The organism is Bacillus pacificus, from assembly GCF_020861345.1.
In the GTDB taxonomy this organism is placed as follows: Bacteria; Bacillota; Bacilli; order Bacillales; family Bacillaceae_G; genus Bacillus_A; species Bacillus_A pacificus.
This window is the reverse complement of the sequence record NZ_CP086328.1, coordinates 2045558-2064337: the sequence shown is the minus strand read 5'-3', so window position 1 is coordinate 2064337 and position 18780 is coordinate 2045558. Positions and strand designations below refer to the sequence as shown.

Sequence of the window (18780 nt, the reverse complement as noted above, 5' to 3'; positions counted from 1 at the left end):
GCTAAATCCCCCCTGCTTCAACGCCTTGTGACTCTATTTTCCCAAGTAGCTCTTCATATTTTTGCATCTCTTCTTGCGCATTATTCCAGCTCTCACCGTAAATATGAGTTAACTTTCTTGCTGTTATTTCAATTATAAAAGAGCTATCTCCATTTTGAAGTAATACGTACGTTCTTGTATCCTCTTTATATATTTTTATAGGAGTCGCTTTTTTTAACTTCTCCCCGGCTGGTTGTCCTACTTTTTCTAACATAACCGGTACATAACTTTTCTCTATAGCTCCCTCGATTGTACTTCCATTCCAATCACCTTTTCTTAATACGTATAATACAGTTACTACTTCTAACTTATCGAACGATTCTTTTTTATCTTTGAGCGCTTTATCTTGTTGCTCTACAATAATATCCTTCGTTTCTTGACTCATTTGTGGCGTCGTATTCACCGCATTTGTATGATTTAAGTTATACAATTTCCCAACTTTAAATATAAAGGAGATCGATAAAACGACAATTAAACAAATATACCATTTACTATATTTTGGTGATTCAATATCTGAATATGATTGAATCTTTTTATGTTCAGCTGATGATAAAGTGGGCTCTTGCACTACCGCAGCAACCTCTTGCTGCCCCTCATACACAGTTCCTTTACTCCAAAAACCCTCTAGCTGTGCTTCCAGTTCTTCTTTTGATAGTTTCGCAGCTGGAATAGTAGTAGCCTCTCCTTTTTTAACTGTACTTTCCATATTGGAAATTTCACGATTTCGAATGATTTTATTTCTTTTCACATTGTATTCAGCATCAAAGGGTGTTCCTAATCCTACTTCTTTATGAATTCGCCCTTTTATAATAGATGAAATGATATACATCATAAAAATAACTATATACACGGAACCGGCATACCAACCTGTCAAATATACAGGCAGTATTATCCAACCTAAAAGGCTTAAAATAACTAAAATATAGTGCAATGTAAGATTCCTCTTACTTGCAAACGAAAATATTTTACAAAACTTAGAAAATGCATTCCAAAATGTATACGTAAAACTTGCCATAAAAGCACAATACTTATTTTTCGTTCCGATTGTATCTCTATAAATTTTGTAAGCACCTTCATGATTTGGCTCTAATCGTATCGCAGTTTCAGCTAGCATTCTTGCTTTTTTAAAATTCCCTTTTTCTCTTGCTACATTTGCAAAAAAGACTAGATTTGTTACATTTTCTGGATTTAGCTCTAAAGCACGTTTTTCCGCCTTTATACCCTCTTCTATTCGTTTCGGATAATAACTCAAAAGAATAAAAGCATATCTTCCTACATACATATCATTTTCAGGTTCTAATTCTATCGCTTTGTTATAGTAAGTAATACCTTTATTTAACGATTCGATATGTATTTTTGCCTCGCCGACATAAAAGTAATATACGCCTTCTTCCGGATAATTTTTTATCCCTATTTCTGCTATCTCTTTTAATCTCTCAAAATTTTCTTGCGCATAAAAAATGTCTAGCGCTGTTAACAAAACATTTTCATCTAAGTGATCTATCTTTAGTGCTTCTTCTAAATATTTACTTGCTTCATCAATTTGTCGAAAACCAAAGTAGTACACATGACTTAAACAAAGATAACCAGTCGCATCTTCTGGATCTTCTTTAATCATCCATTCCGCTTCTTCTTTTGCAAGCTCAACATCACCAAGCTTTAATAAGTGCGAGATTCTCCTAAGTTGCTCTTCCATCTATTCCTTTCCCCCAATCTAATATCATTTATTTCAATTGGTGTTCTTCCATATACTCTAATACTTTGTCAAAATCTTTATTTACATCACTAAACGTTGCATAATTTTTTGCAGTTGAGAACCAGTCTAAAGTTGTCGGTTGCCGTTTTTTCATTGCTTTTAATAAATCTTCATTGGATAAGGGTTGTAACTGTCCCGTTTCAAATGAACGCTGAATAGCTTCATTAATAGCGTCTTCCACTAAATACGTTAAATCGGCCCCTGAAAAATGCTCTGCATACTTCGATACAAACTCTAACTGCAATTCCATTCTCGGTTTATCCTTTGTTTTCAGCTCTAGTATTGTTAGTCTTTCCTCGTTATTTGGTGGTGCCACAAAAACAAGTGAATTAAAACGGCCTGGTCGTCGTAACGCTGGATCAATATACCATGGTGTATTTGTTGCCCCAATTATATAAACACCTTCATTAAAAGAATTACTTCCGTCCATCTCAACTAGCAATTGATTAACTAACGTTCTTTGATGATGAGCACCCATCTTCTGTCTATTCCCGCCATATGCGTCTAACTCATCTATAAATAAAATACAAGGCTTTGTTTTTCTTGCCTCTTCGAACACTTCATGTAAACTTTTCTCTGCTTCTCCTGACCACATCGATAGTATTGCTTGCAACTCTAAATGAATAAAATTAGCGTTTATCTCACCTGCAACTGCTCGCGCTAAAAATGTCTTACCACATCCAGGCGGTCCATAAAATAATAAACTGCCTCCTACTTTCTTACCGAAAGCTTGAAAATACTCTGGATTCTTAATCGGCATAATAAAGTCCATATTTATTTTCTTTTTAATATCTTCCATTCCGCCAACATCATCAAAAGTTATTTTACTTTCTTCCACTTCAACCATTTGATTTTTTTCTCTATCAAAAGAAATCACTTTAATTTTTTCTCGATATTTCTCCATGTCGTTCATTCTTGTAACTATCCCCCTATAAACCCCTTTAATGTAGAATACATGTATGCTTATTGCTGTAAAACTATAAACAAAATATTCCAAAAGAAATTATAACAAAGTTCCACAGATTTTTTTGTCAAATCTTGTCATATAACAAAAAAGAAACCCTTACCTATAGTAAGAGCCTCTTCTAATATTATTTCGGTTGCAAAGTTAACACCTTCCCCTCTATCCCCTCCGTATTCAATGTAGTCGTATGATACGTGCCATTTACCCAATCATCTATTTGATCATGATACCAATCGCTTCTAAAGTTTCCTGATTGTCCTGGCCCTACAATATGATAACCGTTTGACATATCTTTCATATCAATGACGAATCGCCAAGAAGCTCCGTGATTGACGATACCGTTATCGCCGTAACTTGCTGCTTGAACGGTAACTTGACTTCCGCCAATTGGAACTGGTTTTTCGCGATTAAATGCAAGTAATGCTAACATACTAGATGATTTGGAGATTGGATGTGTAAAAGCAAGTTGATGGTAATCGCCCCACTTCCACTCCGTAACATCTGGTCCATACTCCTTCTGTAATTTCTTCATTACATTCTCGTACGATGTATGCACAACTTTTGTGAAGCCTCCGTACTTCATAAACCAAGCGCTATGTTCTCCTGCTACTTCTTTTCGAATTAATTCATCAACAACTTGTGCCTTTCCTTCAAATAACTCCATCACATCTTTCGGTATTTCTTTTGAAAATAACGTATTTGAAATCTCTTTCATTAATAGATGGAATATTAACGGTGCCGATTCATCTTTACTATCGTAAAAATTCCACTTCGTTAATTGTTTTACGCCCTCTTTCTCTACTTCATTTAAAGATGTTTTATTTAACTCTTTTAAAAATATAGGAGCAAACTCTTTCCCATATAAATTTTTTTGATCCATCTGTAACTCTTCTAAATCTTTTACCGTATACTTTTCCTTCTCTTGTAAAAACTCTTGAATACGCATTTGCCTATATGGCTGTGCCCACGTATTACTAATATGGTACGGATAATGATCATCCACAATTTTATTATTCGCAGTAGAAATAAACCCTTGTTTTGGATTGATTACTTTTGGAAGTTGATCATATGGGATATACCCTTCCCATTCATATTCATCTGTCCATCCTGGCACTGGTAGACTACCATCACCTTTTTTACGCACTGGTATATTTCCATTTGCTTTATAAGCAATTGTGCCGTCGTTTGATGCAAATACAAAGTTTTGAGTTGGTGTATGAAAATCTTGAAGAGCTGTTTCAAACTCATTCCAGTCTTTCGCCTTATTCATATTTAATACTGCCTTTAATTCAGCGGAAGGTTCCAAAGCAGTCCACTTTAAAGCAAATACTGTTTTCGTTTTCTCTTTCCCTTTATCCGCAAACTCTGAAATGACTGGACCGTGCCTCGTAACCGTAACATTATACGGTATTGTCTTTCCGCCTTTTACTTTAATAGATTCATCCAGAACAGTCGCTTTTTCCCATTTATCGTTATATAGAAATTCGTTTTCATTATTAGGATTTCGCTTTTCAATATATAAATCTTGTACATCAGGACCGGTATTCGTAACGCCCCATGCTATTTTGTCATTGTGACCTAATATAACACCTGGTACGCCAGCGAAAATAACGCCACTCACATTCAAATCTTTCATTTCAAGTTTCGATTGATACCAAATAGAAGGCGTCGCAAGAGATAAATGAGGATCATCCGCTAACATCGGCTTACCAGACGCACTCTTCTCACCGCTTATAACCCAGTTATTACTACCATTAAACTCTGGTGGAATGATCGTTTTTGCAAAACTTTGCGCTACGTCTACATTTGTATTTTTTAGTTCAGCTAGCAATCTAGGCGCATCTTTCGGATATGTAGGAAATAACTCATTTGCTTGCTCTTTCGGCAAATTTTTCAGCGCCCAATATCGAAATGCCTGTCCGTGCCAATGTCCCCCTAAATCAAACGCCATATACTTTCCAATCGTTAACGTATCCACAATGGACCATTCAGCAGGTTCATAGCCTAATATAGTAAACTCAACTGGCAATTTCTTTTCCTCTTTTGCCTCGCGTATAAAGGCATTCACCCCATCAGCAAATGACTGCAGAGCATATTTCGCTTCTCCATCATATTGATTAACAGACGCTTCGGCTGCTCGCCGTAAACCGAGCGTTCGAAACAACTTATCTCGATCAATAGCTGCTTCCCCTACAACCTCACTTAACATCCCAGAAGCTTGCCTTCTACTTAAATCCATTTGAAATAACCTATCTTGCGCTTGTACATACCCTTGCGAAAAATATAAATCGTGTGCATTTTCCGCTTTAATATGCGGTACACCTTTACTATCTCGCTTTATCGTAACAGCACGTTGTAAATCCTCTAGCTTTATCGTTCCATCTATCTTTGGCACAGATTTAAGCGTATATATGTTCAAAAAAATCGCTGTACATATAACCAACAAAAGGACGATACTACTAGACCAAATAAAAATTCTCTTACCACGAGTTCGTTTCTTTTTTATAACAACTTCCATATAACCCCCTCCTTCCTCAAACTATTCGCTTCTATTTTGAAAGAACCTTTTAGAAAATTTGAAAAACCCCTTCATTTTCCTACAAATGAAGGGGGAATTTTTATCGTTTGTTACGCCAGCTTTCATTATAACCAAGATTTGAATCGGTCGCTAATTGTACATCATATAATATTTCACTAAAGAAATACTTATCTACTTTTTTTGGCACAATGCGTCTTTCATCATCAATTTCATCGTATTCATATGAACCACGATTCACTGTACCTGCTTTATAAAATTCAATGTCATACACACATATATCTTCTTCGTCTTCATAGCCAATTGGTGCTCCGCTAAATGACAGTTGTGCCCCTAATCCAGTGCGAGTATCTTCTTTATAAAACGTATAATACACACCGCCATCTTGAACTGATCCGCGAATCCATCCAAGTTTCGTCATCTTACCGAATAACGAGCGACCATTTAATAAAATACCACCAAATCTCTCAACAGTAACCTTATCGTCTTCCTCTACTACAAACACAGGACGTTCAATTTGTAGAAATGGCTGGACAATTTTCGAATGTTCCAGTTGCTCTTTCCACATTTCCTTTTCCGTTTCGGATAATTCTAACGGATGAATGAAACCAATCACGGTTCCAGACGAAAATTCATGATTCTCTCCTATCATTGAATAAAACGTACCATCCTCCGCATAACGGAACATTTTCAGTAACTTCCCTTCTATATATTCACCCCAAATAAGTGAAGTTACAAATTGCTTCATAATTGGATTCTCTAGAAATACCGACTTCCAGGAGTCATATGACCAATAGCGCTTTCTTGATAGAGCAGCTTCCAACCGTTGTTTCTGCATGGAAAGAGCACTTCGAAGCTCTTTCTTTAAAGTAGATAACTCTTTCTTAGCTAATTCAGCTTTTTCTATATCATCTTTTGCATTCGGATTTGGAAGCGACTTCATACGTTTCCCTTCTTCTGTCTCTAATTCAATTTTTGACTCTGCAGTTAATATGGCCGTAAAACATCTATTCCCAAAATCAATTTCCTTCTCACCACGTATATTGAAACCAAGATTTGGTACTAGTTGATCTTCCAGCTCTTCTTCCGTTATACCACGCGTTTTTGCAGCGAGACTTAGTGCTTCTTTTGCTGCATTACGCACTTGTTTATGTTTATATTTAAAGGCCATTGTATGAATAGACATAAGTGCAAGCTTAGATGAGGACAAGCCTAAAGCCCGAACAGCATCAGCTGCAATTTTCCCTCGCATATCGAGCACCCATTCATCGATTTGCTTTTTCAGTATGCCGACCATTTTGTCATCACTATATATTCCATATAACGAAAGAATACCGCGTTTCTTCACATCTGCATCTTGAGAAATCCATGTTTGATATATTTCTTGCACACATTCTTTCAAGTCCTGTTCATTTAAAGTACTCCCAATCGCTTCAGCTGCCTCTTTCTTCTCGATAACAGAATCTGAAATGTACTGCTGCAAATAAGCTAACGGAATTGTAGCATCGGCAATTTCATTAGAATGACGAAGACGGATTTGTGGTTCATCCCCAATCAATTGCATAAGTGAATTTCTTTTTTGTTCCGTTACGATACGTCCACAAAGTTCTTCTATACTTTCTGAGTTTCTCTCCGTTTCAAGTAACGGAGCAAACTTCTCAACAAAAGAGGCATTCTTCTTATCTTGCAAAGCTTCCTGTACAAGTTCTGTATATTTTTCAATCTTATACTCTATAAGCAGTTTCATCACATTTTCACGAACAATTTTCTTTTTATTATGAAGTTCCAGCGCTACATCCTCTGCAGCTTCTACATCTCTTGAAAGAAGTTTAACTACAGACTCACGCATTTTTTTAGATGAATCCCCTAAAGTTTTAATTAAAATGGGACGCATTTTAATCATATTATCCTTTGCTAACACTTCTAAAATATATGCTTTGGCAACAGCAGAATACTCATCAAACCGTTCAATTATGTACGCTTGTTCTTTTACAATGACATGAACAAGTGCTTCCTTCGCCTCATTTCTCTCTTCACTGTAGCATGCAGCTTGTTCAACTGCATAGGCAATCAACTTTTCCTTACTTAACCCATACGAAAGAAGTTCTTCTAATACTTGTTTCGGTTCTATCCCTCTGACAGAGCATTCGTAAAGAAGTTCGTATAAATTAACACTATATTCATCTCCGAATTGTAGTGTAAGTACAGCTTCCCTTTTTGCTACATCATCTATATCCCAAAGGAGTGCAACCTCTAACACCGGCATACCCCAATACATACTTCTATATTTCGGACTTTTAAGTATGTGCTTCATATCCTCAAGTGACACTTTCCCTAGTAAATAATTACAATATGTATCACGTATTGTAGACAATTTAATTTGCAAAGCAGCAACAAAAAATTCTTCTCGCATTTTTCCTCTATTTAGCTCATGTCCTTTTTCAGCTAACGTTCGCGCGATAATAAGATAATTCATTTTACTTACATATTGCAAAGTGCGTTGAACAAATTCCGGATTTTCTTCCAACATGAAGCAAAGCAATTCATATTCATACGTCTTACAAAAGTCTTCACTATTCAAATTATGTTGCCTTAGGCGGTGCGCAAAAAACCTTTCCTCAGCTATCCAAAACTGTTTACAAAAACTTTGAATTTCTTCATACGTTTTCTTATTTACACTACCTGTTCTTTTGTAGTTTTGAGGCTGGCCAAGAGCATGACACATATAGCGCGTAGCATAATTCATAAACCCCCACACGTTTTTCTTTGCTAATATTTCCACATATCGCCTCGCAACGTTTGAATACTTATGAACATGAAATAACAGTCGCCAAATATAGTCCGGTAAATTTCCACCTAAAAATAATTCCCTATCACTTTCACCTTTTATATATCTTTCAGTTGCTTCAATCTTTTCTTTTTCCCCATTCAAATTCAAAATAAATTCAGCATGTTCTTTTAATCTCTCTTCCAATAAAGAGCTATACGTATGGAACCTCTCATAATCTACTTCAAACATTACGAGAAGTAGTGATAGTTGTTGCTTATTGAGTAAAGTATGTAATTGTCTCTCTATATAGTTCGGATCCTCTTTTGTCAACTCTTTTAGAAAACTATACGCCTCATTCACATAACTAGAGATATTAGTTAAATATTTACATGCAATTACTACAAGTTGATCCAATGGAAGTGTACTTTTTTCTAAATAAACCTTCATATTAGAAAAATCCACATATTTAAACCTTATTATAAGAACATTTAACAACTGCTCCCCTAATAAATAATAGAATAATCGTAAGAAAGCTGGATCTTGCTTATGCACTTTCCTAAAATCATTTATAAACCGCTCAGCAAAATCGCCTCTTCTTTGATCTCGAAGTGTCGTTAATTGAATATCTTTCAAAATCTCTTCTTCTTTTGTTTGTAAATATAGCAGTGATAATTGTTCCTGTTCTTCTGTCATATGAATATATTGAAACAGCTGAGCTGTATTTGTAGTCAAACTTTGTTCCCCCGCATCTTTTTATCTATTATGAAAACACCCTTATTTAATGATAGTATAGCATAAAACTCACCAAAACGAACATACATTCTATATTAAATTAATGTAAATTAAAACACACTACTCAAAACACTTCTCCTTCTCTCTAAACTACCCATTACACACTTCTCTCCAACATATTCGCTACACCAATTCCTCAAAATCCCCTTCACATAAGCAAACGTTCGCTTATTCTGTTCAAATGCAATTTTAAGTGCCTCTAATACTCTCTCTCCTGAAACTTTTCGTATCCACTCTTTCAATTCCTTCACGATATATGGGGATAGACTACTTATATGTTGCTCGTAAAACTTATAAACTTCACTATGTGGAGTGTCCTCTTCCACTTCCACATCTTTTATTTCTTCAACAACTTCTTGTAAACTACTAGTATCCTCTTCTTCTGGCATACCAAAATACTGCAATAACAATGGAATCTTCCATTCTTTTTCCAGACATGTACGTAAAAACATATGTATGAATTCTTTATTTTTTACAGTCTTTAACTCACGTAACACACATTTTTCTACATTCGTATTTAAAATTGGATTATAGTGTAGCCAATTTATGATGTATAACTCTTTCGTTTCCGCATCGTATAAAAGCTTTCCGTATTCAACAAACCTATTTAATAACTTCTCAACAGTCTCCATATTGTAGCCTGTTTCAAGTTCTGCCACACGCTTCGGTAATACGTAAATTCCACATTGCTTCGTTTTCGTACCAGTTAACAAATATATGTAAAAATAACGCTCCTCTGGCGTTAAATCTAATATGAATTCATCTTGCCAAAAGTTCACTTGCACATTACGGTACACCGCCATATGTTTACCTCCCCCTTTTATTCATAAAAAGGTAGATTTCAATCCTTCAATATACATATAGGAGTGAGGGCTTGGTTTTTGCAGTTGAATTCCAAATTTTTTTAACTACTACAACGACGGTTTTATTTTTTCGCGCTTTTTTGTTCTTGTAGTTGTTTTTGTTTTGTTTTTTCTTAGTGATTTATTACTTGGTAGGTGCTTATAAGGGGCTTGGAAGGGGCTTAATAAGGACTTATATAAAAAGGAGCTGTTCCAAATTTTCATTTTGGATAGCTCCTTTATCATTCTTTCTATTTTTGACTTGCATCTAACATCTTCACTAAAAAGGCAGCTGCTTCACCACGAGTTGCTGTTCCTTTCGGATTAAACTCATTATTTCCAACACCAGTAACTACTTTTAAGCTATATAATCGTTGAACAGGCTGTTTATATGTGATCAAATGTTTATCCCTAAATGGCAATGCAACTAATTCACCTGTAACACCGTTATACTGTAATGCGTTGTCAATCATGATCGATGCTTCTTCACGTGTAATAGATGCGTTAGGATCAAAAATCCCGCCGCCACGACCGTTAATAATTCCCGCACTTGCACTACGTTTAATACCGCTATGAAGGGATGGATGCGCTTTATTAATATCTACAAATGACTTATTTCCTTCCGGTAGCTTGAGAGCATTTGAGATTAATGTTGCAAACTCAGCTCTCGTAACATTACGATAAGGCGCAAATACACCATTTCCTTCACCGTTCATAATTCCTAGGCTGTTCAGCTTACGAATGTTCCCTTCAAACCATCCACCTGTAATATCATCTTTTGGTTTTTGTACTTCTTTATGTGGCACATTATAGTTTATTTTAATCCAACTTGGGTTATAGAAAATCCACTCATCGTTACCTACTTTATACCAACCATTTTTAACTGCTAACACTTTGTAACGATCTCCGTTTGAAGCTTTACGAACGATATGATGTTCAAGTCCCGAACCACTGCGTACGTTTATACCATCACCATTCACTACAAGCTCCATATTAGGTTCAGCTGGATTATATTCATTGGAATCAAATAGCTCATTTCTTTCTTGTAAAGGCGAATCAATTTGTGCGTTAACATTTGCATACCATTGAATACCTTGTACGAAGCCAGTCCAATTCCCACGAGAAATTAAAATATCAGGACAGTTTTTCCCGCTCCATTGTTGATGCCTATAAATGTGGTCCGCACTAATACCTTCTTTGTTCATTAAATAACCTGCAAGTCTCTTTGCATTCTCTAACGCTTTATTGTAATCTCCATCTTGGTTAACTGAAATTTCAATCCCGATAGATTCTCTATTTCCTGATCCATCCCCATCTCCTGCATGCCAACCGTTTTCATTTGTTGGTAAGTGCTGATAAATTTGTTTATCGTCTACAGTAAAATGCCATGAAGCTGTTCGGAACGTACCTTCCGTTGCTTGTTTATACAAATATTTAGCATGATTTTCAGCATTTGCACCACGAGCTGTGTTTGCAGTCTCATGAATTGTAATGTAGCGTGCTTTCATCGGATTTGCAGGACGAATATCAGGATTTCCAGCTGGAACAATCCACTCTACAAACGGGACACCTGCAAGTGTTCCATATTTCTTTGTAGTCATCGATGCACTATACTGAATAGCTCTTCGTTTTTCAACCGGTTTCATTTCACGAGTAGAGCCATCATTTCGACCGTCTACATGTTCAAATGCCTTTTCAATATTTGAAATAGCTTCATCTTCCGCTACTTGACCTTTTTTCGCTTCTTTCATTTTATGTAACTCTTCTGTTTCATCATGTTTATGTTTATATTCTTCTAGAAGAATTTCCTCGTTCTCTGATACTTCTGCTTCATTAATTTGCATGTGATCTGGAGTTTCTAGATTGAAATTAGAATAACGTAATCCGTTCGTTCCACGCTCCCCTTGTGCAATACTAAGCTGGTCAGTATGAGATTTATTTATCTCTTCTGCTGATATTGATAAAGGTGCACTCCCTAAAATTACTAGACTTGTTGATAGTGCGATTACTCGTTTTTTAATATTCATTGCTATAATCGATACCTACACTATCCGTGTAAATATCTCAACCTCCCTTTATTTTCTCATTCGTGAAAGACTATGAATCTACTATGTATGAAAATATGTTTATTCCACCTTTTCATTTTATCCCCAGAAGGCGAATTATATTTTCTAGAAAATCCCTTAACAGACATTATTTTATAACCAATTGCTATTGCCGTCAAAAGAACTTGTCCCCTTTTGCACACTACTACTTCTCAAAAAATAGATTAGGATACCTTTTACTCATTTTCTTCAATAGAACAACATGTACTTTTTAAAATGAATCAACGGCATTTTCATATAAAAAATGCCGTTGATCATAATTTCATGATAAGAAATCCTATACTAGCGGAATACATCTATTGCAAATTTCCTTTAACATTTTCGACAATCTCGTTTATCGTATTTCGATCAAACTTATCACTAATTTCGTATGGCTCACGATCTCCTACTAATTGTACGCCTACAATATCATTGCGGTTCTTACCATATTGCACTTCAATAATCGATCCACGCTCTATTTGCTTCCAAACAAGACCTGCTTCATCTTTATTATCTAACACTATACAGTCCTCAATATTTTCGTCAATCCCAATTAACTTGTTATCATCCATATATCCAACCTCGTATTGTTGACGTTCTTTCGCTTTGCCGCTTACTACTATACCTTTGCTTCCATATGAGTAATCCGTATAGTCCTTTTTCTCCGCCGTTTTTGGTTCTTCTGCTTTAGTTTTTTCAACGTTCCCACAACCCATGATAAGACCAATTGGCATCACCGTAGTTAGTACTACTCTAGTAAATTTCTTTATCATTTCTAAGCAACTCCTCATACTTACATTTAAATTCCATTTATCAATTTATTAAAAAATAACATGATATAAAATAGGCAAAGCCAACGATAAAATATTAGTTGCATTCCCACAAATTAATTAAGGACCAGGTTTTTTAAACCTAGTCCTACATAACTTTATCTTTGCTTCACATACTTAATTGTGTTGAATGAAGCCTCATTAAATAATCGTAAGTTTTCCCCATCATAATCTTGAACTTTATATGCTATTTTCTTTTTTTGAATTGTATCTTCTACACCATCTACTAAACGTTTATTGAGGTGTAAATAGATTGTAAAAGCTTCCTTATCATATTCCCAAGTTCCTTCAATATAATTCTTTTTATTTGGATACTCACCTTTACCATACGTTTCAAATGTCTTATCACCTTTTAGAATAAGTGACATAATGAAACCGTCTGTTCCTTTGAATCCCCAATTACCAATTAATTCCGTACCATCTTTCACATTCTTCATAACGTTATCCGTATTAATTCCAGCTTTCTTATCTAACTCTTTCAAATCTTTCACAGATACTGTACCGTCACCGATTTTAATATCCCCTTCAAGATCTTTGAATGCCTTAAGCCAGTAAATATCTCCTTCTTTCACTAACTTTTCGGATTTCTCCATTAACTCTTTATCAGTCTTATCGCCTTTTTCTCTTTTTTCTTTTCGGGTGAATACTTCATTTATTAAAGAAAAAGACTCTCTAAAAATAACCAATTGCTTTTTCAAAATCCTTTTGTTGAGTTACATACTCTGCAGGGGGATCTATCGACTCAAATTTATCTAACATTTTATTTAATTCTTTCACACTATCTACTATATCTGATTTCTTTTTCTTACCGTCAAAAACCTCTCTTGTAATGTTGTTATGCTCCGCAAACAACTTATCAAACTCTACCCCTAATGTATACACTTTATTAGGATAGTCTTCCTTTGAAACTTTTTCTTTCTTGCTATTAGACTTCGATTCTTTTACTTTAGACTCTTCCGTTTTCTCCTGTTTAGAAGTGCTCGTTTTCTCAGACACTCCACAACCAAATAACAACATGACCGGAACTGCTACCCCTAGTAGTTTCTTTACATTCATGACTAATTTCCCCTTTTACTTCAATCGATTATCCTTACTATACCCAGCCTCTTTTTTTATCTTGTAATTAAAGTTACAATCGCAATAACTCCTAGAATCGGTCCCCAATATTCCATTTTTATAAAAAATAGTGAGTGTTTTTTGTTAAACATAACTTTTTCACCAGTTTCAGCATCTATATAAACTTTCCCATCTGGTTTATTAATATATTTACCCAAATACCAAGACATAACCCCTGATATAATAAACATTACCGCCATTGGCCAACTATGCTCTTGAAAATATGTAGTATCTCCTGTTATAGATTCAAAGATAACATTACCCAAAAGAGTATTAATAATTACAATAATTGCGACTAAAAAACCCCAACCAGACCAAATAATCATCTATTTCTCCTCCTAAAGCGTACAACTTTGTACCTTATGTTAATTTGAACTACAAATGAAAACATTAAATAAACCGAATATTCAGACGTAAATAATTATATTTATTCCACATTCGATTCTAACTTTAGTGTTCTAAATGCAAATGAACCAGACATAATTTGTAATATTGTTGGAATAAGCAAAAAGAATAATGACATAAATAACATAACTATAGGAATCACAATCATACAAACTCCATAAACTTTATTATTAACCTTGTTTACTAAACATGATAAAATAAGCAACCCTATTTGAACCGTTAAAATAATAGAGTAATAAGCTAAAAGTTCATAATCAACACCTTTCATAATATTAAACGCTACAACTATTAATAGTATGGAAGTAATAATTCCTATAATGCCACCAATTAAACCTAGTACGAATTCAAGCGTTCTTTTCAATACTATCCTCCTTTTATGAGCCACTAACAACTTGTATATTTTTCCCATTCACCATCATACCAAATATTTATTGGAAAAACTATACATACTTTTCATTCTTCCTTACCTTACAGTGACCTTCTTACCATTATAGATAGCTTGTTGCAGTTATAAAATCAAAGCCTTCAAAATTACTAGCCGGATTGTCATACTGAAAATTATAAATTAAAACGATAGAATTATAGGATTTATTTAATTTAACTACTTTCTTAATTCGAGAGATTATTTTATCATCATATGAACATCCCGTTAATAACATAGAAATGTCATCACTCGCTTCTTCTAACACTTCCTTTTCAATAAAATCCTCATCTACATCAATCATATCTATATTAAAATCAACAAAAAATCTTGCTGGTATAGCGTCTCCTTCTTCATCATATGTAACATCGATATATGCATCTAACTGATCTTGCGTTTGCATATTACCGAACCATATTGAAACCATTCCGTGTACTTCCATTGTAGTTCTCCTTTATTTTTTATCTTGCAGAACCAATTTTATAACTTACTGACTACTTTAAAAGTCGAGATTTTTATAAAAACTATTTCTTCTTTCCTTTCAGTCAAATAGGATTATTCGGAAATTCATTGTCATACTTATGAATTAGCTCTTTATCATTTTCATCAATTGGTACTTCACCTAAGTATTTATGTTTCCAAATAATCATCTGATCACTAAAACTATATTCTGTATCGAACCAATTTGTATAATCGAAATGCATGTTAAATTCCCCACTATGTTCCAGAGACATTGTAAAAGAGTACCAAAGCTCTTGCTGATTATCTTTGAAAACATTTCTTAATTCCTTACTCAATTTATATAAAAAATCTTCTTTCCTTTCAAACTCCTCTTCATCAACTTCGTATTTAAAAGGAATTTCTACACTATACTTATAATTTTCTTTATTTCTGAAGTTGTTATAGAAAAAGTAAGTTCCCCCTCCATCTTCTGATATTTGTGCATAAAAATAAAATTTCTCCCATTCTTCTGGAATCATGGCATGAACCGTTTCCGCTATCTCTCTATATAATTGATTCAGTTTTATTTCCAATTAAATTCCCCCTATTTAATTTTCATCACTTACTTTTTCTATATTATACCATTCTTTTAATTAGCTCTTTATTTACACTAAAGTGTAATGTAGTTCATCTAAAAATCAAACCAAGTTTCGATGCCTTTAGAAAGTAGACATACCTCTTAAATACAATTAGTATTAAAATAAGAAATATGAAAGACTTAAAAAGGCTCTTACATGAAGGAAGGAAGTGCACAACTATGGATTTTAAAACAGTCATGCAAGAACTTGAAGCTCTAGGTAAGGAACGTACGAAAAAAATATACATATCTAACGGTGCCCATGAGCCAGTTTTTGGCGTAGCTACAGGTGCTATGAAACCAATTGCTAAGAAAATAAAAATCAATCAAGAGTTAGCCGAGGAACTGTATGCCACTGGCAACTACGATGCTATGTACTTTGCAGGCATTATTGCCGATCCGAAAGCTATGAGTGAGTCTGATTTTGATCGCTGGATAGACGGAGCGTATTTCTATATGTTGTCTGATTATGTGGTGGCAGTCACTTTATCAGAATCAAATATTGCGCAAGACGTTGCTGATAAATGGATTGCAAGTGGGGACGAGCTTAAAATGTCTGCGGGCTGGAGTTGCTACTGTTGGCTTTTAGGAAATCGTAAAGACAATGAATTTTCCGAAAGCAAAATTTCTGATATGCTTAAAATGGTGAAAGATACAATTCATCATTCTCCAGAACGAACAAAATCCGCTATGAATAATTTCCTAAACACTGTGGCAATCTCATATGTACCACTACATGAAAAAGCAGTCGAGATTGCAAAAGAAGTTGGTATAGTTGAAGTCAAACGTGATAATAAAAAAAGCAATTTGTTAAATGCTTCTGAAAGTATTCAGAAAGAACTTGATAGAGGAAGACTTGGTTTCAAGCGTAAGTATGTAAGATGTTAAAGAAATTCATACCTAGGTGTCAATTCGAGAAGGATTGACACCTTTTTAATTAAGGTTATTCAACTATTAGATAAGCTCAATAACTTCATTAACAGATTCACTAAACATATCAGGATCTTCATTTTTTATTTCCAATAATAGTTCTTTAATGCTACTCGTAATGGATATATCAAATTGCGAAAGTACTTTTCCATACACCGTTCTTATTTGGGGATTATTCAGTATTCTGTAATGTATAATCTCTATCCAGTCTTGAGCGCCACTCATCATCGACGGAGCAGCTGTAGCAATACATTTCAATCCCTCTTCTATATGATTTTCATATAAGCCCTCTATCCCATGAATCAAACTAAACATAACTTCAGGTTGTTCAGTATCATCATCAAAGACTAAACATAAATCTGGAATAATAGAAACATCGTTACACTCAATCACTCGTATGCATGACTCATTAAACTCTTGTATCTCATTTTCATTTTCTAGCAAACGGTTATCATATAATCGATTTAAATGTTCTTTAGTATCCAAAAAAGATTATCCTTTCTTTTTTCATCTTCAAAATGTTCACTGTCCCGATTGATTTTTATCGTAAATTTCATCAGTAAATCAGCTATTTTATTTTCAAAGTAATATACAAGCGTTTGTTGAGACGTATTTAAATTAAAAAGTAATATCCTGATAACCTACTTTAATTACCTTTTCATTTAATAAACGAACTCCTACACCATTTTCTATATCCCACGTACAATTAAATGTAATTCCAATCTCTCGTCCTTCCGTAATATGTGCATACGGAACAACAATACCATCTAAACTGACCATCTCTAGCATTTGATCAGTTGTTTCAACCTCCATTTATTAGCTTTTTTATTTTAGGAGTAATTCGTTCACTGTAAGAAAAATCACTTAAAATATGTTCAACGTCCCTTTTATTATTCTCATAAAAACAAATTTCAATATTATCTTCATCATAATAACCGAATTCAAAGCTCGTCCCAAACTTTGAATGAACTGAATCACCATCTATCGTGTAATCTATATCGACATACTCCTCAAGTTTTTGGAGTGATTTAGAAATTCCAAACCAAACTGAAGCCATTCCACTATATTCCACTTTTCCATGCCCCTCTAGCCGGTCTATAATTCACATAAACATTCTTCACTTTACTATTTTTGTAATCTCAAACTAGAAATCAACTCATTTAAACTATTCGAAACCTCTATAAACAACCACGTTCGAAATCCTCGAATTCGTTCTTTCCACTTACATTATTTAAAACAAATAGTGAACCATTTCTTTCTACCACTATAGGAACCTTATCTTGTCCCTTAATAACTCGTGATTAAGTCTTCACCCTCATATCTAGGGTCTTTCTCCACTTTACCATCTTTTGTTTTGATGACTTTTAGTCTACCTAACCACTCTGCTCCGTTATATGTCTCTTCACTTACCCATACATTATGCTTTTTACCGTCTACCTCAACTACTAATGTTGGATGTGTAAACATGAATTCCTTCTCTACATGCCTACCTACAATTTCTGCATGTAATGATGTACCTTCTTCAACTAGTTTACTATTCTGATACCCTTCGATAGTAGGTAATCCAATAAATACAAATAATATCAACCCAAATACGGTCACTTTCTTCTTTGTACTCCATTTATTCTTTTCTTTCACTTCTAATTATTCATATAAGCTCTCAATTTCCATACACCAAAAAGAACCCTTTTCCATACACTTATCATCAATTTTTTTCAATTCTTCCTTCAACCAACTTATTGTACACTCTGGTATATTATTATCGATAAAGGCATCCTCACCATTTATCTCTACTGCCTTATCAATCATTTTTGAATATACTAATAAACATGCTGCAAATTGTTGTATAGAAGAATTCATAAACACTTCTTTATACGCATCACTATTATTTAGAAATACTATTTTTTCTTGTTTTTCAATTATACAAATTGGATCTCCAGAACTTGTTGTTCCTAAATACCAATATTTTCGAAACTCTTCTGGCATATGAAATACATTTATAATAGACCTTACGAAAGACTGAGATGAAGTAAATTCTAAATATGGTGGCGGTGTTTCTGGCAAGCCTCCTATAGACAAAAATCGTTTCACTTCAGCTGAAAAGTTTTTGTTTATTAATTCTTTTTCAGGAAATGTAATGAGTGGGCCATCTTTATTAACATCCCATTTCTCTCGAAAATCCTCTGGTAGTATCATTTTTTCACCTTCTTGATGTAT

General features: G+C 34.3%; 14 protein-coding genes and 5 pseudogenes. 1 reads left to right on the top strand and 18 read right to left on the bottom strand.

Annotated features, from left to right (window positions below):
- Position 1: 1 nt before the first annotated feature.
- From LMD38_RS10820 to LMD38_RS10765, 12 genes and pseudogenes are all read right to left on the bottom strand, one after another.
- Positions 2-1735, bottom strand: coding sequence for a tetratricopeptide repeat protein (locus tag LMD38_RS10820; RefSeq protein WP_062822223.1), 1734 nt, complete (start codon positions 1733-1735; stop codon positions 2-4).
- Positions 1736-1763: 28 nt separating this feature from the next.
- Positions 1764-2708 (bottom strand): ATP-binding protein, encoded by a 945-nt coding sequence (locus LMD38_RS10815; protein WP_016718007.1) that lies wholly within the window; start codon positions 2706-2708, stop codon positions 1764-1766.
- 178 nt (positions 2709-2886) lie between these two features.
- Positions 2887-5277 carry a penicillin acylase family protein gene (locus LMD38_RS10810; RefSeq protein WP_062822224.1) on the bottom strand — a complete coding sequence of 797 codons (2391 nt, stop codon included), beginning with the start codon at positions 5275-5277 and terminating at the stop codon, positions 2887-2889.
- Positions 5278-5377: 100 nt separating this feature from the next.
- Positions 5378-8797 (bottom strand): DUF4132 domain-containing protein, encoded by a 3420-nt coding sequence (locus LMD38_RS10805; protein WP_062822225.1) that lies wholly within the window; start codon positions 8795-8797, stop codon positions 5378-5380.
- Positions 8798-8907: 110 nt separating this feature from the next.
- Positions 8908-9660 (bottom strand): DnaD domain-containing protein, encoded by a 753-nt coding sequence (locus LMD38_RS10800; RefSeq protein ID WP_062822226.1) that lies wholly within the window; start codon positions 9658-9660, stop codon positions 8908-8910.
- A 290-nt stretch (positions 9661-9950) separates the two neighbouring features.
- On the bottom strand, positions 9951-11726 hold the full coding sequence (locus LMD38_RS10795; protein WP_062822227.1) for an S-layer homology domain-containing protein: 1776 nt from the start codon (positions 11724-11726) through the stop codon (positions 9951-9953).
- A 374-nt stretch (positions 11727-12100) separates the two neighbouring features.
- Positions 12101-12556, bottom strand: a complete 456-nt coding sequence (locus LMD38_RS10790) for a hypothetical protein (protein ID WP_228920282.1) — start codon at positions 12554-12556, stop codon at positions 12101-12103.
- 155 nt (positions 12557-12711) lie between these two features.
- A pseudogene (locus tag LMD38_RS10785) lies at positions 12712-13669 on the bottom strand (DUF3994 domain-containing protein).
- 56 nt (positions 13670-13725) lie between these two features.
- Positions 13726-14055 carry a hypothetical protein gene (locus LMD38_RS10780; RefSeq protein WP_016718013.1) on the bottom strand — a complete coding sequence of 110 codons (330 nt, stop codon included), beginning with the start codon at positions 14053-14055 and terminating at the stop codon, positions 13726-13728.
- Positions 14056-14156: 101 nt separating this feature from the next.
- On the bottom strand, positions 14157-14495 hold the full coding sequence (locus tag LMD38_RS10775) for a DUF4064 domain-containing protein (RefSeq protein ID WP_062822228.1): 339 nt from the start codon (positions 14493-14495) through the stop codon (positions 14157-14159).
- Between the two features lie 127 nt (positions 14496-14622).
- Positions 14623-14997, bottom strand: a complete 375-nt coding sequence (locus LMD38_RS10770) for an immunity 22 family protein (protein WP_016718015.1) — start codon at positions 14995-14997, stop codon at positions 14623-14625.
- A 103-nt stretch (positions 14998-15100) separates the two neighbouring features.
- Positions 15101-15535, bottom strand: coding sequence for an antitoxin YezG family protein (locus LMD38_RS10765; protein ID WP_003294549.1), 435 nt, complete (start codon positions 15533-15535; stop codon positions 15101-15103).
- Positions 15536-15813: 278 nt separating this feature from the next.
- On the opposite strand from LMD38_RS10765, the gene LMD38_RS10760 reads away from it, so the two are divergent.
- Positions 15814-16521 carry a DNA alkylation repair protein gene (locus LMD38_RS10760; protein WP_016718017.1) on the top strand — a complete coding sequence of 236 codons (708 nt, stop codon included), beginning with the start codon at positions 15814-15816 and terminating at the stop codon, positions 16519-16521.
- Positions 16522-16587: 66 nt separating this feature from the next.
- On the opposite strand, the gene LMD38_RS10755 is transcribed toward LMD38_RS10760, so the two are convergent.
- The 6 genes and pseudogenes from LMD38_RS10755 to LMD38_RS10730 form a co-directional block, all read right to left on the bottom strand.
- Complete coding sequence (locus tag LMD38_RS10755; protein ID WP_016718018.1) at positions 16588-17049, bottom strand: Imm30 family immunity protein; 462 nt, start codon at positions 17047-17049, stop codon at positions 16588-16590.
- Positions 17050-17181: 132 nt separating this feature from the next.
- Positions 17182-17370 (bottom strand): annotated as a pseudogene (locus LMD38_RS10750) (DUF6985 domain-containing protein); the annotation flags it as partial.
- A gap of 1 nt (position 17371) precedes the next feature.
- A pseudogene (locus tag LMD38_RS10745) lies at positions 17372-17620 on the bottom strand (immunity 22 family protein); the annotation flags it as partial.
- A 68-nt stretch (positions 17621-17688) separates the two neighbouring features.
- Positions 17689-17843 (bottom strand): annotated as a pseudogene (locus tag LMD38_RS10740) (SecY-interacting protein Syd); the annotation flags it as partial.
- Positions 17844-17850: 7 nt separating this feature from the next.
- A pseudogene (locus LMD38_RS10735) lies at positions 17851-18204 on the bottom strand (hypothetical protein); the annotation flags it as partial.
- A gap of 3 nt (positions 18205-18207) precedes the next feature.
- Positions 18208-18759: an SUKH-4 family immunity protein gene (locus tag LMD38_RS10730; protein WP_000602767.1), complete on the bottom strand. Its 552-nt coding sequence runs from the start codon at positions 18757-18759 to the stop codon at positions 18208-18210.
- Positions 18760-18780: the final 21 nt, after the last annotated feature.

Excerpts from the sequence above, each read along its gene's own strand:
- LMD38_RS10820 (WP_062822223.1), bottom strand. The coding sequence starts at position 1,735 with ATGGAAGAGCAACTTAGGAGAATCTCGCACTTATTAAAGCTTGGTGAT.
- LMD38_RS10815 (WP_016718007.1), bottom strand. The coding sequence starts at position 2,708 with ATGAACGACATGGAGAAATATCGAGAAAAAATTAAAGTGATTTCTTTT.
- LMD38_RS10810 (WP_062822224.1), bottom strand. The coding sequence starts at position 5,277 with ATGGAAGTTGTTATAAAAAAGAAACGAACTCGTGGTAAGAGAATTTTT.
- LMD38_RS10800 (WP_062822226.1), bottom strand. The coding sequence starts at position 9,660 with ATGGCGGTGTACCGTAATGTGCAAGTGAACTTTTGGCAAGATGAATTC.
- LMD38_RS10795 (WP_062822227.1), bottom strand. The coding sequence starts at position 11,726 with ATGAATATTAAAAAACGAGTAATCGCACTATCAACAAGTCTAGTAATT.
- LMD38_RS10790 (WP_228920282.1), bottom strand. The coding sequence starts at position 12,556 with ATGATAAAGAAATTTACTAGAGTAGTACTAACTACGGTGATGCCAATT.
- LMD38_RS10780 (WP_016718013.1), bottom strand. The coding sequence starts at position 14,055 with ATGATTATTTGGTCTGGTTGGGGTTTTTTAGTCGCAATTATTGTAATT.
- LMD38_RS10770 (WP_016718015.1), bottom strand. The coding sequence starts at position 14,997 with ATGGAAGTACACGGAATGGTTTCAATATGGTTCGGTAATATGCAAACG.
- LMD38_RS10765 (WP_003294549.1), bottom strand. The coding sequence starts at position 15,535 with ATGATTCCAGAAGAATGGGAGAAATTTTATTTTTATGCACAAATATCA.
- LMD38_RS10760 (WP_016718017.1), top strand. The coding sequence starts at position 15,814 with ATGGATTTTAAAACAGTCATGCAAGAACTTGAAGCTCTAGGTAAGGAA.
- LMD38_RS10730 (WP_000602767.1), bottom strand. The coding sequence starts at position 18,759 with ATGATACTACCAGAGGATTTTCGAGAGAAATGGGATGTTAATAAAGAT.